Here is an 18,506-nt window from a genome sequence, read left to right on the forward strand (position 1 = left end):
CTATCCGCTGAACCTGGTGACCGGCGTGGTCGGCGACCGCATCGAGCTCAAACTGAAGTACCTGCCCGCGGCCTTCGACGAGCGACAGGTGCAGGTGTACTCCGATGCGCTGGTCCGAATCCTGACCGGTGTCGTCGCGGATCCGGCCATCGAGGTCGGGGCGATCTCGCTGCTCGACGACGCGGAGTACCGCCGCGAGATCACACCGCCGGTCACCCGCACGGCGAACACGGACTCGTCACTGGTGGAACTGTTCGGCCGTTCGGTGGTCGCACATGCCGAGCGTCCGGCCGTCACCGACACCGAGACCTCGGTCGACTACCGCGAACTCGGCCGGCGGTCGGCGGCGATCGCCGCGTCCCTGCGGGCGCGAGGTGTCCGGTCCGGGGATCTCGTCGCCGTGGCGACGTCGCGGGGCGTCGATCTCGTCGCGTCGATCCTGGGTGTGCTGCGTTGCGGCGCGGGTTACCTGCCGCTGGACACCACCAACCCGGTCGACCGTCTGCGCTTCATCGTCGACGATTCCGCACCGAGCGCGGTGATCGTCGACGACACGACCGCGGACCTCGAGCTATGGTCGCAACTGGGGGCGACGCCGGTGGTGCCGGTCGGGCAGCTCGTGGCCGACGGTGCCGGTGCGAATCCGGAAACCGCTGCGGTTCATCCCGATTCGCGCGCCTACGTGATCTACACGTCGGGCTCCACGGGGCGCCCCAAGGGCGTCGAGGTCACCCATCGCGATGTCGTCACGCTGATGGACACCGCCGCTGGTGATTTCGAGTTCGACGAGACCGACGTGTGGACGATGTTCCATTCGTACGCGTTCGACTTCTCGGTCTGGGAGTTGTGGGGACCGCTGCTGACCGGCGGCCGTCTCGTGCTCGTGGACCGTGACCTGGCCCGGGCTCCGGAGGAGTTCCTCGACCTGCTGGCGCGCGAACACGTGACCGTGCTGAGCCAGACGCCGTCGGCGTTCTATCAGCTCGCCGAGGCCCGCCGGCGCCGCCGGACCGCACTGTCGTTGCGCTACATCGTGTTCGGCGGCGAAGCGCTCAGCTTCGAACAGGTCCGCCGCTGGTTCGACGACCATCCGGGCGAGACCACGTCGCTGGTCAACATGTACGGCATCACCGAGACGACCGTGCACGTCAGCTTCCGTCCGCTCGACCCGCAGTCGGTGACGGCCGACGACGCGAGCTTCATCGGCCGCCCGCTCGGCTCGCTGGCCATCCACGTACTCGACGACCGTCTGCGTCCGGTGCCCGAGGGCATCGTCGGCGAGATGTACGTCACCGGTGGGCAACTCGCGCAGGGGTACCTGAAACGTGCCGGGCTGTCGTCGACACGTTTCGTGGCCTCGCCCTACGGTGAGCCCGGATCCCGGATGTACCGCACGGGCGATCTGGCCCGCCGCGTGGGCGAGGACATCGAGTACCTCGGCCGCGGTGACGCTCAGGTCCAGTTGCGTGGCTACCGGATCGAGTTCGGTGAGATCGAGGCGGCGCTCCTGGCCGTGCCGGGTGTGAGTGCGGCGGCCGCGCGTGTCGTCGACATCCCCGGCCGCGGTGAGCAACTCATCGGCTACCTCGTCCGCGACACGGAGAACGCGGTCGAGGTCGCCGAGGTCCGGCGAATCGCCGGCCGTGCGGTGCCGTCGTACATGGTCCCGGACCAGATCGTCGACCTCGAGACCCTGCCCCTGACGGCGAACGGCAAGCTCGATCGTGAGGCCCTCCCGGTACCCGACTCGGCCACCGTCGTCGAGGATGTCGTCGCGCCCGCCGGCCCGCAGGAGACCGCGGTCGCGCAGGTCTTCGCCGAGGTGCTCGGCGTCGACGAGATCGGGGTCACGACAAGCTTCTTCGACCTCGGCGGCAATTCGCTGTCGGCGACCCGCCTCGCCTCCCGCATCGCCGATGCGCTCGGCGCCGAGGTGTCGGTCCGGGACGTGTTCGAGGCGCCGTCGGTCCGTGATCTGGTGACGGCCGTGTCCGGACGCGGATCCGGTCTGCCGCCGGTGACGGTCGTGTCGCCGCGCCCGGAGCAGGTCCCGCTGTCGTTCGCACAGCAACGCCTGTGGTTCATCAACAGGTTCGAGCCCGCGTCGTCGGCCTACAACATCCCGATCGCACTGCGGTTGCGCGGCGACCTCGACACCGACGCGCTGCGGGCCGCGGTGGCCGACCTCGTCGCACGACAAGCCGTGTTGCGCACCACCTTCCCCGAGATCGACGGCGTCCCCCACCAGCGCATCGACGGTCCGGACGAGGTCGACCGGCTGGACTGGGCGGTCGTCGGCTCCCAGTCCGAGATCGAGTCCGCGGTGACCGACGGCTTCGATGTCACCGTCGACTGGCCGATCCGCGCCCGACTGTGGCCGGTGAGCGCGGGCGAATTCGTCTTCGTGGTGGTCGTCCACCACATCGCCGCCGACGGCGAGTCGATGAAACCGATGCTCGCCGACCTGCTCACCGCGTACGGCGCCCGCGCCGAGGGCCGCGATCCGGTGTTCGCCCCGCTGGAGGTGGAGTTCGCCGACTACGCGCTCTGGCAGCACGACGTCTTCGGCTCGGCCGGAGACCCCGACTCGCTCATCGCCGCCCAGCTCGACCACTGGATCAGCAGGCTCTCCGGTGCGCCGGATCTGCTCGAACTGCCCACCGACCGTCCGCGTCCGGCCGTGGCGTCGCAGCGCGGCGACCGGTTCGACTTCGAGATCCCGACCGAGGTCGGGACCGCGATCGAACGGGTGGCGGCCGAGCGGGCGGTCACCCCGTTCATGGTCGTGCACGCGGCCCTCGCAGTCCTGCTCGCGCGGCTCTCGTCCGGCGACGACATCGTCATCGGTACCCCGATCGCCGGGCGCGGGAAGGCGTCCCTCGACCCGCTCGTGGGCATGTTCGTGAACACGCTCGTCCTCCGGGTCCCGGTCGACGGCACCGAGTCCTTCGAGTCCCTGCTGGACCGCGTGCGAACGACCGATCTGGATGCCTTCGCGAACGCCGACGTTCCGTTCGAGACGCTCGTGGAGAAGCTCAACCCGGTCCGGACGGAGGCCTTCGCCCCGCTCGCCCAGGTGAATCTCACGTTCGACCAGTCGGCCTCGGCCGACTTCGCGATCGACGCCGAACAGGGCGGATCCGTCGGCGACCTGAGCTTCGAACCGCTGCCGCAGGAGGCTCCGGGCGCGAAGGTCGACCTGAACTTCGCGATCGACCGCGGGGACGACGGACGCCGGTGGGCCGGTTCGGTCATCTACGCGACCGACCTCTTCGACCCCTCGACGATCGACACCCTCACCCAGCGGCTCGTCGCGATTCTGACCGGTGTGCTGAGCGCACCGTCTCGTCCCGTCGGCGACACCGACCTCGTGCTGCCTGCCGAGTCGTCGCGTCTCGACGACTTCGCGGCGGGCGCGCGGGTCGAGGTGGGTGCACCGCAGACCGTCGCCGATCTCGTGGCGGCGAACGCCGCGTCGGCTCCCGATGCGCCCGCGGTCATCTTCGACGACCGCGTGGTCGACCAGACCGAATTCGCGGCGCGCGTCTCGCTGCTGGCCCGCGAGCTCGTCGACGCGGGTGTCGGTCCCGATGTCGCCGTCGGCGTCTGTCTCGACCGTTCGGTGGAGATCATGGTCGCGGTGCACGGAATCGTCGCGGCCGGTGGCCAATACGTTCCCATCGACACGGAGAGCCCGGCCGAACGCGGGCAGTACATCCTCGACACCGCGCGTGTGTCGACCGTCGTCGTCGGCCCCGGGCCGGTCCCCGCCGTCCTCGACGACTTCCGGGGCCGGATCCTGCGCGTCGACGCCTCGGCCGCGCTGCCGGATGCGCCCGTGCCTCCGGTGACCGATGCCGACCGTCTCGGTGTCGTGCATCCGGACAACGCCGTCTACACGATCTTCACGTCCGGATCGACGGGACGGCCGAAGGGCGTCACCGTCACCCATGGTGCGCTGCGCAACACTCTCGCATGGTTCAGCGACTCGAACGGCGAAGGGCCGCATCGGTTCCTGCTCAAGACCCCGTACACCTTCGACGCCTCGGTCTGGGAGTTCTTCGGTCCGGTGTTCACCGCCTCGGCGGTTGTCGTCGCCGAACCGGGCGGACACCGCGACCCGCGTCACCTCGCCGGGCTCATCGAGCGCCACGGTGTCACCACGGTCAAATTCGTGCCCTCCATGCTCGCCGCCTTCCTCGACGGCGCCACCGGTGTCGGCATCGAGAGGCTCGCCGGCCTGCGCCGGATCTTCTCCGGTGGCGAGGCGCTCCTCCCGGGTCTCGCGACGGGACTGGCCGCCGCGCTCCCGGATGCGTTGCTGGTCAACCAGTACGGCCCCACCGAAGCCGTCGTCGACATCACCTATGGCGCCGTCACCCGGCCGCCGGCCCAGAACATCCCGATCGGTACCCCGGTCTGGAATTCGACGGTGCGCGTACTCGACGCACGCCTGCGTCCGGTCCCCGTCGGAGTGGCCGGCGAGCTGTACCTGGGCGGGGTCCAGCTGGCGCGTGGGTACGCCTCACGGCCCGGGCTCACCGCCCAGACCTTCGTCGCCGACCCGTTCGGGCCGGCGGGCGCGAGGCTGTACCGCACCGGTGACCGTGGGCGCTGGAACGCCGCGGGTGAGCTCGAATACCTGGGCCGCAACGACTTCCAGGTGAAGCTGCGTGGTCAGCGCATCGAACTGGGCGAGATCGAGTCGGTGCTGGGATCGGCGCCGGGTGTCGTGCACACCGCCGTGACCGTCGCCGCCCCGGCCGGGGGCGGCGAGCAGCTGGTCGCCTACCTGGCGGCCGGACCGGGCGTCGAGCTCGACGCCGACACGGTCAAGGACGTCGCGCGGCGCGGGCTCCCGGAGTTCATGGTGCCGACGACGTGGATGGTCGTGGACCGGATGCCGCTGACCACCTCGGGCAAGGTCGATCGTCGTGCGCTTCCGGCACCGGAGTTCACCGCCGGCGAGTACGTGCCCCCGGCCGAGGGCCAGGAGTCCGAGGTCGCCGAGATCTTCGCCGGGCTGCTCGACGTCGCCCGGGTCGGCGCGACCGACGACTTCTTCGCCATCGGTGGCACATCCCTGTCCGCGATGCGGCTGGCCGCCCGGATCTCCGACGCCCTCGGGGTCGAGGTGTCGGTGCGGGACATCTTCGACGCTCCGACGGTGCGCGAGCTGGTGGCGCGCACCCGCGAGCGCGGCCGGGCCCTGCCGCCGGTCGTCGCGGCGTCCCCGCGGCCGGACCGAATCCCGCTGTCCTTCGCCCAGCAACGGATGTGGTTCATCAACCAGTTCGATCCGACGTTGCCGACGTACAACATCCCGACCGTCGTCCGGATGGTCGGTGACCTCGATGTGGCGGCACTGCGCGCGGCGATCGTCGACGTCGTGGTCCGTCACGAGGTCCTGCGCACCACGTTCGCCCAGGACGACAACGGCCCGTTCCAACGCGTCTCGGCTGCCGACGAGGTCCCCGCGCGGCTCGAGTTCTCCGTTGTCACGACGGCCGAGGACTTCGAGCGCACGGTCACCCGCGGGTTCGACGTGTCCCGGGAGTGGCCGGTTCGGGCCTGCCTGTGGCAGGTCGACGCCGAGACCCACGTGCTGGGCGTCGTCACCCACCACATCGCCTCCGACGGTGAATCCCGCAAGCCGCTCGTCGCCGATGTCGTGACCGCCTACGTCGCCCGAAGTGCCGGGGACGCACCGGTTTTCGAGCCTCTGGAGATCCAGTTCGCCGACTACGCGATCTGGCAGCACGAGGTGCTCGGTTCGGCCGACGACCCCGATTCGGTCCTCGGCCGGCAGCTCGCCCACTGGACCGGACGCCTGGCCGGACTGCCCGACGTCCTGGAACTGCCGACCGATCACGACCGCCCGGCCGTCGCCTCCACACGGGGCGGGCGCATCGCGTTCGAGATCCCTGCCGAGGTCGCCGACGCGGTGAACTCCGCGGCACGTGCCCACGGCGTCACGCCGTTCATGGTCGTGCACGCCGCGCTCGCGGTGCTGCTGGCGCGACTGTCCGCCACCGACGACATCGCGATCGCCACCCCGGTGGCCGGTCGTGGATCGCGCGTCCTCGACCCGGTCGTCGGCATGTTCGTCAACACCTTGGTGCTCCGCTCCCGCATCGTCCCGGGAATGACGGTCGACGAGGTGCTCGCCCAGGTGCGCGCAACCGATCTCGACGCGTTCACCAACGCCGACATCCCGTTCGAGACCCTCGTCGAACACCTCGACCCCATCCGTTCCGAGGCCTTCGCGCCGCTCGCGCAGGTCCTGTTCACCCTGGACCAGTCCGGGCCCGCAGCCGGCGGCGGCTCCGGTTCCGACGCGGCAGTCCTGTCCGGACTCACGATCACACCGGTCGAGCCACCCGAGGTGTCGGCACAGCTCGACCTGGCCTTCGCGGTCGCCGCCGACGTGCCCGGCCGGCCGTGGACGGGAACCGTCATCTTCGCGCGCGATCTCTTCGAGGCCGACACGGTGAGCGAACTCGCCGGTCGGCTGGTGGCCCTGCTGCGGGACATGACCGATTCCGGCCGTGCGACGCGCGCGGTCGGGGATCTCGCACTCGTCTCCGGGACCGACCGCGCACAGGTCGACGACTGGTCCGTCGGTGCGACACAGGAGTTCGGCGAACCCGTCATCCCCGCGGCCGTCGCCGCGCGGATCGCCGCCGACCCCGCCACGGTCGCGATCGAGTTCGAGGGCCGCCGGCTCACCTATGGGGAATTCGGTTCGCGTGTGGCCGATCTCGCACGCACACTCATCGGGCTCGGGGTCGGGCCCGAGGTGGCGGTCGGGATCTGCATCGACCGGTCGGTCGAGATGGTCGTCGCCGTACACGCCGTGCACGCCGCAGGCGGACAGTACGTCCCGATCGACACCGCGGCTCCCGCCGACCGCGTGCAGTACATGATCGACACCGCGCGGGTGCGGCTCGTGCTGTCGGCGTCGGGTGCCCGACCGTCGGCCATCGAGGGTCTCGGCGATCTGGTCACCGTCCTCGACGTCGATGCCTCGAAGGCGGTCGGTGAGGCCGAGCCGGTCACCGACGCCGAACGGCTGGCCCCGCTCCGTGGCGACCACGCCGCGTACACGCTGTTCACGTCCGGGTCCACCGGTCGCCCCAAGGGCGTGACGGTCTCGCACGCATCCGTGATGAACCGCCTCTGGTGGGGACTCGGTGAGTTCCCGTGGGCGGTCGGCGACCGGATCGTGCAGAAGACGCCGTACACCTTCGATGTCTCGGTGCCCGAGCTCTTCGGTCCGTTGCTGACCGGGGCGACCATGGTCGTCGCCCGCCCGGGTGGCCACACCGATCCGGACTATCTCGCGGACCTGATCGTGTCCACCGAGGCCACCTCGGTCCACTTCGTGCCGTCGATGATGTCGATCTTCCTCGATCTCGTACCGGCTGCTCGGTTTGCCGAGATGTCCTCGCTGCGATGGGTTTTCGCCTCCGGTGAGGCACTGCCGCCGGCGGTCGTCGCGAAGGTCGCGGCAGTGTTGCCGGGCGTCGCGATCGTCAACCTCTTCGGTCCCACCGAGGCGGCGGTCGAGGTGGCCGTCGCCGACGTCTCGTCGGCGCCCGCGCTCATCCCGATCGGGACCCCCGTGGCGAACACGTCCACCTGGGTGCTCGATGCCCGGTTGCGGCCCGTCCCGGCTGGGGTTCCCGGCGAGCTCTACCTCGGTGGCGTCCAGCTCGCGCGCGGCTACGCGGCGCGTCCCGACCTGTCCGCCGAGCGGTTCGTCGCAGACCCGTTCGGGGCGCCCGGTTCACGCCTGTACCGCACCGGCGACCTCGTGCGGTGGCGTGCCGACGGGACCCTGGAATACTTGGGCCGCACCGACTTCCAGGTGAAGTTGCGCGGCCAGCGCATCGAGCTCGGCGAGATCGAATCGGTGATCGCGACCGTCGCGGGTGTCGTGCACACCGCGGTGACCGTGGCCAAGGCGCCCACCGGCGCCGATCACCTCGTCGGCTACGTCGCCCCTGCGGACGTCGACCTCGACCTGGTCAAGTCGACCGTGGCCGCCGAACTGCCCGAGTACATGCGGCCGACGATCTGGGTGCGGCTGCCGCACCTCGAACTCAACACCGCCGGCAAGATCGACCGGAAGGCGCTGCCGGAACCGGACTTCGGGGTCCACACCGACGTCCACGTGGCACCCGCGACCGCGACCGAGGAAGTCCTCGCGTCCATCGTCGCCCACCTGATCGGGCTCGATCGGGTGTCGGTCACCGAGTCCTTCTTCGCTCTCGGCGGCGACTCGATCATGTCGATCCAGCTCGCGTCGGCGGCCCGCGCCGCCGGACTCGACCTGTCGCCGCGGGAGATCTTCGAACACCGCACCATCCGCGCGATGGCCGCGGCCGCCGACGACGATGCGGCGCGGCTGCCGATGCTGGAGGAGTCCGAGCAGGCGGGCGCCGGTTCGCTCGCGGTGTCGCCGGTCGTGCACTGGATGATCGAACACGCCCAGGACGCAGCCGACTTCGCCGACTTCGTGCAGGCCGCGGTTCTGCGGGCGCCGGCCGGACTCGACGTCGCGTCGCTGGCCGGCCTGCTCTCGGCTCTCGTCGAGAGCCACCCGATGCTCAGCGCGAGCCTGGAACTCGTCGAGGGGGAGTGGCGATCGTCGGCCGGTGGCCGGTTCGACGCCGCGGACGCGGTCATCGAGGCCACCAGCACCGCCGCGACCGGCACCGAGGCGTTCGACGCCGATGTCCGCACCGCATTCGAGACCGTCTCGGCCACCCTGGATCCGAGTACCGGGCGCCTGGTGCGTGCCGCGCTGATCCACGATCGGGACGGCGTCGGCCGGGTCCTGCTCGTCATCCACCACCTCGGTGTCGATGCCGTGTCGTGGCCCATCCTCATCGAGGACCTGATCACCGGGTGGGCACAGCTCTCCGACGGTCGGGACATCGAGCTGCGCGCCGAACAGACCAGCGCGCAGGCGTGGACGAACACCCTCGCCGCGAAGTCCGGATCGTGGTCCGATCAGGTGGATCACTGGCTGGACCGGTTGCCCGCGCGACCCACCCCGCTCGGCGTCACGCTGGACCGCGACCAGGACCGGATGGCGACCGAACGGCACATCTCGCACGAGATCTCGCCGACGGTCACCCGGTCGGTGTTGACCACGGTGCCGGAAGCGTTCGGCGGCAACGTCAACGACGTGTTGCTCGGCGCCTTCGCGCGGGCGGTCCGATCGTGGCAGTCGCGCCGCGAGATCAACGACACCGCACCGGTCACCGTCCTCACCGAGGGACACGGCCGATACGAAGAGGTGCTCGCCACCGGCGAGGCAGCGCGCCGCGCGGACCTGTCCCGGACGGTCGGCTGGTTCACGACGCTCGTACCGGTGCGCCTCGACCCCGGCGCCGACGTCGTGCACGCGGTGAAGGCGGCGAAGGAGGAGCGACTCGCGCAGCCGGACAACGGGATCGGCTTCGGTTGGCTCCGGTACGGACAGTCCGCCGAGCTGGCCGCACGTCCACTCCCGAGCATCTCCTTCAACTACTTCGGGGCCGGCGGCGGCGCTGCCGCTTCCGAATCCGAGCCCCTGCCGTTCACCAATGCGCCGGACGCTCCGATCCTCGGGTCGTCGGCGTCCGGACGGATGGTGGCGCTGAGTGCTCTGGGGGTCAGCGTGACCACGGCGCACGACGAGCAGGGAAACCGCCGGCTCGTCGCCGGGGCGAGTTTCCCGCAGGCGCTGTTCGCGGCCGACGAGGTCGCGGACCTGCTGGAGCTGTGGGCGGCCGAACTGTCGGCTCTCACGGACCTGGTGAACCGCGGCACCCGGATCGGTCTGTCCCCGTCGGACGTCCCGGGTACGCACGTGACCCAGCGCGATCTCGACGACCTGGCCCGCACGTACCCGGGCTCGGCGGTGTGGCCGCTGACCCCGTTGCAGCAGGGTCTGTACTTCCAGGCCCAGCTGGCAGCCGCCGGCGCGGACGCCGGTGCGGTCGACGTCTACGTGACCCAGGTCGTCCTGACGCTCGGCGGCCGGGTCGACGGCGAGCGCCTGCGCGGCGCAGCCGAGCAGTTGTTCGCCCGGCACCGGGTCATGCGCTCGGCCTACCTCCGCACCGGTGGCGGTGCCGTCGTCGCGGTGATTCCCGCGGAGGTCGAGATCCCCTGGCGGGTCGTCGAACTCCCGGCAGACGAACCGGGTGACACGGTGGCCGCGGAGATCCAGCGGATCGTCGACGCCGAACGCCTCACGCGTTTCGATCTGAGTCGCCCGCCGCTGGTGCGATTCGTGCTGGTGTGGCACGGCGATCAGGCGCATCTCGTGGTGACCAACCACCACATCCTGATGGACGGGTGGTCGGGTCCGCTCGTCCTGGCCGACCTCCTCGCGCTCTACGCCACCGGCGAGACCTACACCGGCCAGACCGGCGCGACCGGTCTCGACTTCGCCGATCACGTGCGGCGACTGGCTGCTTCGGATCGCGATGCGGGACTTGCCGTCTGGCGAGAGGTGCTCGAACCCGTCGAGGGACCGACCCTCGTGGCGCCCGGCCTGGAGGCGACCGACGACGAACTCCCCCGTCAGTACCGGGTGATGCTCGACGAAGAGACCACCGCGGGTCTCGAGGAACTGACCCGGACCGAGGGCGTCACCGTCGCGACGGTGATGCAGTTCGCGTGGGCCGTGCTCCTGTCGCGGATGACCGGCAGTCGCGTCGTCGTCTTCGGCGAGACCGTCTCCGGGCGCCCGGCCGATCTGCCCGGTGTCGAGACCATGGTCGGTCTGTTCATCAACACCCTGCCCAGCGTCGTCGACGTCGACCCGGCGTCGACCATCGTCGAGGTGCTCCGCCGGCTGCAGTCGTCGAAGGTGGCGGTGATGGACCACCAGCACCTCGGTCTGGCGGAGCTGACCGCCCTCACCGGAACGAACCAGCTGTTCGACACGCTGACCGTGCACGAGTCGTTCCCCATCGACACCGACGCGCTGTCGTCGCCGGACACGGTGCCCGACGGGCTGACCGATGGCCTGGTCGTCGCGGACGTCGACTCGCGCAGCACCACGCACTACCCGATCAACCTGATCACCGCCGCGGCGGGCGGCCGGGTGTCGTTGCAGCTCAAGTACCTTCCCGCCGCCTTCGGTGACGACCAGATCCGGGTCTTCGGCGACGTGCTGGTGCACATCCTGGAGACGGTCGCCCGTCGGCCCCGCGAGCTCACCGCCGACCTCGCGCTGGTGTCGGAGACCCAGGGCCTCGACGTCGCGGCGTGGTCTCGCGGAACCGAGGTCGAGATCAGCGGCGACCACACCGTGGTCGACCTGGTCGCCGACGCCCGCGCGCGTGCGGCCGACCGGCCCGCGATCCTCTTCGGCGATCGCGTCGTCGATTACACCGAGTTCTCGGCACGCGTGAGCACGCTTGCGCGCGAACTGATCTCGCTCGGAGTCGGTCCGGATGTCGCGGTCGGCGTCTGCATCGACCGATCGGTCGAGGTGATGGTGGCCGTGCACGCGATCGTGGCGGCCGGTGGCCAGTACGTGCCGATCGACACCGAGTCCCCGGTCGAGCGGACCCGGTACATGCTCGACACGGCCGGCGTCGCCCTGGTCCTGACCGGTCGGGACCGGCCGGAAGCGCTCGCGGACATCGACCTGCCGGTGGTCGTCGTCGACGCCTCGGGACCCGTCGACCTCGCGGTCGCGCCGGTCGGAGCCCGCGACCGGAGTCGGCGCGTGCTGCCGGGTCACGCCGTCTACACGATCTTCACGTCCGGTTCGACGGGACGTCCGAAGGGCGTCACCGTCACCCACGGCGCACTCCGCAACACCCTGGAGTGGTTCAGCGAATCGAACGGACCGGGCGAGCACGTCTTCCTCCTGAAGACGCCCTACACCTTCGATGCATCCGTGTGGGATTACTTCGGCGGCATCCACGCCGCATCCCCCGTGGTCGTCGCCGAACCCGGTGGGCACCGGGACCCCGTCTACATGGCCCGGCTCATCGAACGTCACCGCGTGACGACCGCGAAGTTCGTCCCGTCGATGCTCGCGGCGTTCCTCGACGGTGCCACCGGCGCCGGCGACGCCGACCTCGGATCGATGCGACGGATCTTCTCCGGCGGCGAGGCGTTGAGCCCCGCGCTGGCCGGCGGCCTGCTGCGGTTGCTCCCGGAACTCGGGTTGTACAACCAGTACGGTCCGACCGAGGCGACCGTGGACATCACCTACGGCCGCGTGGACGCGCCGGCGCCGAACATCCCGATCGGCTCACCGGTGTGGAACTCCACGGTGTACGTCCTCGATGATCGACTGCGTCCGGTACCCCCCGGCGTTCCGGGCGAGATGTACCTCGGCGGACCGCAGCTGGCACGCGGCTATGCCTCCCGGCCGGGCCTCACCGCCGAGACCTTCGTCGCCGATCCCTTCGACCCGCGCGGCGGACGGCTCTACCGCACCGGGGACCGGGCACGGTGGAACACCGACGGCGTCCTGGAGTACCTGGGACGCGCCGACTTCCAGGTGAAACTCCGCGGACAGCGGATCGAGCTGGGCGAGATCGAGTCGGTGCTGGCCTCCGCACCCGGTGTCGTACACGTCGCGGTGGTCGTCGCGACCGCCCCCGGCGGGGGCGAGCAACTGGTCGCCTACGTCGCCGGCCGCCCGGGCGAGGACGTCGATCTCGACTCCGTGCGGAACGCCGCGGTGCGGGGACTGCCCGAGTTCATGCGCCCGACCGTCTGGATGGCGCTGCCCGAGATGCCCCGGACGACCTCGGGCAAGGTGGACCGACGGGCGCTGCCGCAGCCCGAGTTCGCCGCGGGCGAGTACGTGGCCCCAGAGTCTCCCGAGGAGACCGCGGTCGCCGGCGTGTTCGCCGAACTGTTGCAGGTCGACCGTGTCGGTGTCACCGACAGCTTCTTCGACCTGGGCGGGAACTCCCTGTCGGCCATGCGGGTGAGCGCCCGCGTCGGCGACGCCCTGGGGGTCGAGGTCTCGGTCCGCGACGTCTTCGAGGCGCCCTCGGTCCGCGAGCTGGTGGCGGCGCTGACCGGTCGCGGCTCCCGGATCGCGCCCGTGGTGGCGGTGTCACCACGGCCCGAACGGATTCCGCTGTCGTTCGCGCAGCAGCGCATGTGGTTCCTCAACCGCCTGCATCCGAGTGCACCCACCCACAACATGACCATCGTGCTGCGGCTGTCCGGCGACCTCGACGTCGAGGCGCTGCGTACCGCACTGGGCGACGTCGTACGTCGGCATGAGGTCCTCCGTACGACGTTCCCCGATGTCGAGGGTGTGCCCTACCAGCTCGTGCATCCGCAGGACTCGGTCGCGGGCCGGCTCGACTGGCAGGTCGTCGACTCCGAGGACGAGATCTTCGCCGCGGTGACAAGGGGATTCGACGTCACCGAGGAATGGCCGCTGCGCACGCGCCTGTGGCCGGTCGAGTCCGGCGAGTTCGTGCTCGCCGTGGTGTTCCACCACATCGGTGCCGACGGCGAGTCCATGGCACCGCTGGTGTCCGACCTCGTCACCGCCTACAGCGCCCGCGTCGCCGGGCACGAGCCGCAGTTCCCGCCTTTCGCCGTGCAATTCGCGGACTACGCGATCTGGCAGCACACCGTGCTGGGCTCGGTCGAGGACCCGGACTCGGTCGTCGGTCGTCAATTGGCCTACTGGGCAGAGCAACTCGCCGGTGTTCCGGACGTGCTCGAACTGCCCGCGGATCGTCCGCGACCGCCGGTGGCCTCCGGACGGGGCGCCCGCGCGCGGGTCGAGATCCCGGCCGCGATCGGCGAGCGGATCACCGAGGTGGCACGTGGCGCCGACGTCACGCCGTTCATGGTGCTCCACGCCGGGGTGGCGGTCCTGCTGGCACGACTGTCGGCCACCGACGACATCGTCGTCAGCACACCGATCGCCGGGCGCGGCCAGGCCGAGCTCGACCCGCTGGTCGGCATGTTCGTGAACACGCTGGTGCTGCGCACCCTGATCGACGGCGCGCAGCCGTTCGAGCAGCTCCTGTCGGCGGTTCGCGACGTCGACCTGAACGCGTTCGCCAACGCCGACGTCCCCTTCGAGACGGTGGTCGACCGGCTCAGTCCCGTGCGCTCGGAGGCCTTCGCCCCGCTCGCTCAGGTCATGTTCTCGTTCAGTCCGTCGGCAACCGCCGCCGAGGCGCTCGGCGACGCGGCGGGGATCACGGTGACCCCGTATGCGGACGTGATGGTCTCCTCACAGATCGACCTCTGGATCACGGTCTCCTCCCGGCCCGCCGGGGAGACCTGGCCGGTCAACCTCGACTACGCGACAGATCTGTTCGACGAGCCGACGATGCTGGAATTCGGCGAACGCTTCATCCGCCTGCTCGACGCGCTGACCTCGGCGCCCGACAAGGCGGTGGGCGATGCGCCGTTCGTCGCGGCCGAGACGACGGCCACCACCGAGTCCGCGGAATGGGGCGAGCGGGTGGACCTGCCACCCGTGCAGACGGTCAGTGACGCCGTCGCGGCACAGGCGCGGCGCACCCCCGAGGCCACCGCGCTCGTCTTCGGCGACCGCGAGGTCTCCTACGCCGAGTTCGCCGCCCGGGTCAACACGCTCGCCCGCGATCTGATCGCCGCCGGAGTCGGCCCCGATGTCGCTGTGGCCCTGTGTGTCCCGCGTTCGGTGGAGATGATGGTCGCGATCCACGCGGTCGTCGCGGCCGGTGGACAGTACGTCCCCGTCGACGTGGCCGCACCCGCCGATCGCGTGCGGTACATGTACGAGACCGCCGGTGCCAAGGTGCTGCTGGTCGCCGACGCGGACGGGGTCCGGAACGCGGTGGGCGCCGCGACCGAGGTCGGTGTGCAGGTCATGACCGTCGATGCCTCGGCGCTCCTGGACGTCGATTCGGCGGCCGCGTCCCCGGTGTCCGACGACGACCGTCTCGCGCCACTGCGCGCCGACGACGCCGCCTACACACTGTTCACCTCGGGGTCCACCGGACGTCCGAAGGGCGTGACGCTGTCGCATGCGGCCGTGCTGAACCGACTGTGGTGGGGTCTGGACGCCCTGCCGATCGGCCCGGACGACGTCGTGATGCAGAAGACGCCGTACACCTTCGACTGTTCGGTGCCGGAACTGTTCGCGCCGTTGGCGATCGGCGCGCGCGTCGTCGTCCTCGCCGACGGCGGCCATCTCAACCCGCGGCAGGTCGCCGACGAGATCGCCCGCACCGGTACGACGATGGTGCACTTCGTGCCGTCGATGCTCTCGGTCTTCCTCGAGGTCGTCGACCGCGAGCAGCTCGCCGCACTCGACACCATCCGCATCGTGTCCACCACCGGTGAGGCGTTGCCGCCCGCGGTCGCGGCGCCGGTGCGCGAGTTGTGGCCCGACGCCTGGTTCTTCAACCTGTACGGCCCGACCGAGGCCGCGGTGGAGATTACCTTCGAGCGCATCCACTCCGTCGCCGCCGACGACCCGACCGTGCCCATCGGCATCCCGGTCTGGAATTCGTCTGCCGTGGTGCTGGATTCGCGGTTGCGGCGGGTGCCGCCCGGCGTGCCCGGGGAGCTCTACCTCGGCGGTGTGCAGCTGGCCCGCGGCTACGCCGCGCGCCCGGATCTGACCGCGGAGCGGTTCGTCGCCGATCCCTATGGTGAGCCCGGCACTCGCCTGTACCGCACGGGCGACCTGGTGCGCCGCCGCCCCGATGGCGTCCTGGAGTACCTGGGCCGCACCGACTTCCAGGTGAAGTTGCGTAGCCAGCGCATCGAGCTCGGCGAGATCGAGGCGGTCATCGCCTCCGCACCGGGCGTCGTGCACGCCGCGGCCACCGTGGCGACCGTGCCCGGTGGTGGCGAACACCTCGTCGGCTACCTCGCCGGCGCGCCGGGTGAGAGCATCGACCTCGATGCGGTGAAGGCGGTTGTCGCCGAGTCGCTCCCGGGATACATGCGGCCGACGGTGTGGATGCCCGTGGAGGACATCGCACTCAACACGGCGGGCAAGATCGATCGCCGCGCGCTGCCCGAACCGGTGTTCACCGCGGGCGAGTACGTCGCGCCGGCCGACGAGTCGGAGGCCGCGGTGGCGGAGGTCTTCGCCGACATCCTCGGGGTGGACCGCGTCAGCGTGACCGACTCGTTCTTCGATCTCGGCGGCAACTCGCTGGCGGCGATGCGACTCGTGGCACGAGTCGGCGAGGTCACGGGTGCCGAGATCGCGGTGCGCGACCTGTTCAACGCCCCGAGCGTCCGCGAACTGCTCCGTGCCAGCACCGATCTCGGTGCGGCGCGAGCACCGATCGTCCCCGTCGCACCGCGGCCGGAGCGGGTGCCGCTGGCATTCGCCCAGCAGCGGATGTGGTTCGTCAACCAGGCCGACACCACCTCGTCGGCGTACAACCTCCCGGTCGTGCTGCGACTGTCCGGGGCACTCGACACCGAGGCGCTGCACGCCGCGCTGATCGACGTGGTCTCCCGGCATGAGTCGCTGCGGACCACGTTCCCGTCGGCCGACGGCATGCCGTACCAGAAGATCAACCGGGCATCGTCGGTCGCCGCACGTCTCGACTGGCAGGAGGTGTCCTCGCAGGCGGAGATCGAGGCCGCGGTGTCCGCGGGCTTCGACGTCTCCACCGAGTGGCCCATCCGCGCACGGATCTGGGAGGTGGCCCCGGACGAGCACGTCTTCGCCGTCATCACCCACCACATCGCCTCGGACGGTCAGTCGATGACGCCGCTGGTGACCGATGTGGTCACGGCCTATCTCGCCGAGTCGGCCGACACCGATCCCGAGTTCGGGGAGCTGGAGGTCCAGTTCGCCGACTTCGCGATCTGGCAGCACGAGGTGCTCGGCTCGCCGGACGACCCGGACTCCGTCGTCGGCCGCCAGCTCGCCTACTGGACCGATCGTCTGGCCGGGCTGCCCGACGTGATCGAGCTGCCGACCGACCGGCCGCGCCCGGCACGTGCCGGCCGGCGCGGTGGTCGCGTGTCGTTCGCCGTGCCGGCCGCCGTCGGTGACCGGATCGCGGGCGTCGCGCAGGAGACCGGCACGACACCGTTCATGGTCGTGCACGCGGCCCTCGCCGCACTGCTCTCGCGGCTGTCGGCGACCGAGGACATCGCGATCGGTACCCCGATCGCGGGTCGTGGTCAGCGCGTCCTGGATCCGCTGATCGGCATGTTCGTCAACACGCTCGTGCTGCGGACCCGGGTCGACCGGGCCCGCGGTTTCGCCGACCTGCTCGAGGCGGCCAGGGACGCCGACCTCGAGGCCTTCGCCAACGCCGACGTCCCCTTCGAGGTGGTCGCCGACGCCGCCGGCGCGCAACGCTCCGCCGCGTTCGCGCCGTTCACCCAGGTGTGGTTGACCTTCGACCGATCCACCCTGCCCGAACTCGCCGGTTCCGATCTGTCGGTGGGCGAGATCGCCGGCCTGCAGGTGAGTCCGGTGACCACCGAGCGGATCCCGGCACGCGTCGACCTGCTCGTCGGGATCTCCCAGCCGGAGGGGTCGGGCACGGACTGGTCGGGCACCATCACCTATGCGGCCGACCTGTTCGACGAGTCGACGGTGTCGCGGATGGCCGATCAGCTCACCGCCCTGCTGGACGGAGCGCTGACCGACCTGGAGGCCCCGCTGGCCAAGATCGCGCTCGGTGACACCGTGTCGCCGGCCGAACTGGCCCGCGCGGCAGCGCAATCCGAGCCGCAACGGGAGACGGTGTCGATCGCCGACTCCGACGCGGTCGTGACCGGGGGACCGGGAACCGAGCCGGTCGTCCTGGGCGAACTGTTCGCCCGGGCCGCCGCGAAGTGGGGACCCCGCCAGGCCGTCGTCGACGCCGACAACGTCTGGTTGTCCTACGCGGACCTCGACGCGCGGTCGAACCGCTTGGCGCGCTGGCTGATCGGTCAGGGCATCGGCCCGGAGAAGCTGGTCGCGCTGGCGATCGGCCGGTCCGCCGATCTGCTCACCGCGATCTGGGCGGTGGCCAAGACCGGTGGTGGCTATGTGCCGATCGACCCGGACTACCCCGCCGAGCGGGTGGCGAACATGGTCGAGGACTCGGGCGCGATCCTGGGACTGGCCGTTCAGGCGTCGGGAACGCTTCCCGGCGAACGCTTCTCGTGGCTCCGTCTTGACGATGCGACGCTGTCCGCCGAGATCGCGGCGCTCTCCGACGCGCCGATCACCTCATCGGATCGTCGTGCACCGGTGCGGGTGGACAACGTCGCCTACGTCATCTACACCTCCGGCTCCACCGGGCGCCCCAAGGGTGTCGCCGTGACGCATTCGGGTCTGGCGAACTTCGCCGCCGAGGAGATCCGCCGCTCGGGTGCCGACGAGTACTCACGGGTGCTCGGATTCGCCTCGCCCAGCTTCGACGCGTCGGTGCTCGAGTACCTGCTCGCGACCGTCTCGGGCGGCGTGCTGATCTATCGTCCCGCCGACGCCGTCGGCGGTCCGCCGCTGCAGGACCTCATGATGCGGCAGGCGATCACCCACA

General features: G+C 70.6%; 1 protein-coding gene (only partly in view). It reads left to right on the forward strand.

Every position in this 18,506-nt window falls within one protein-coding gene, locus AMD30_RS07040, for a non-ribosomal peptide synthetase (protein WP_055475150.1), read on the forward strand. The gene is 40,230 nt long; 11,222 of those nucleotides lie to the left of the window and 10,502 to its right, leaving coding positions 11,223-29,728 in view — codons 3,741 (partial) to 9,910 (partial); the first complete codon in view begins at position 2. The start codon and the stop codon both lie outside this window.

This window comes from Gordonia sp. HS-NH1 (genome assembly GCF_001418765.1).
Taxonomy (GTDB): Bacteria; Actinomycetota; Actinomycetes; order Mycobacteriales; family Mycobacteriaceae; genus Gordonia.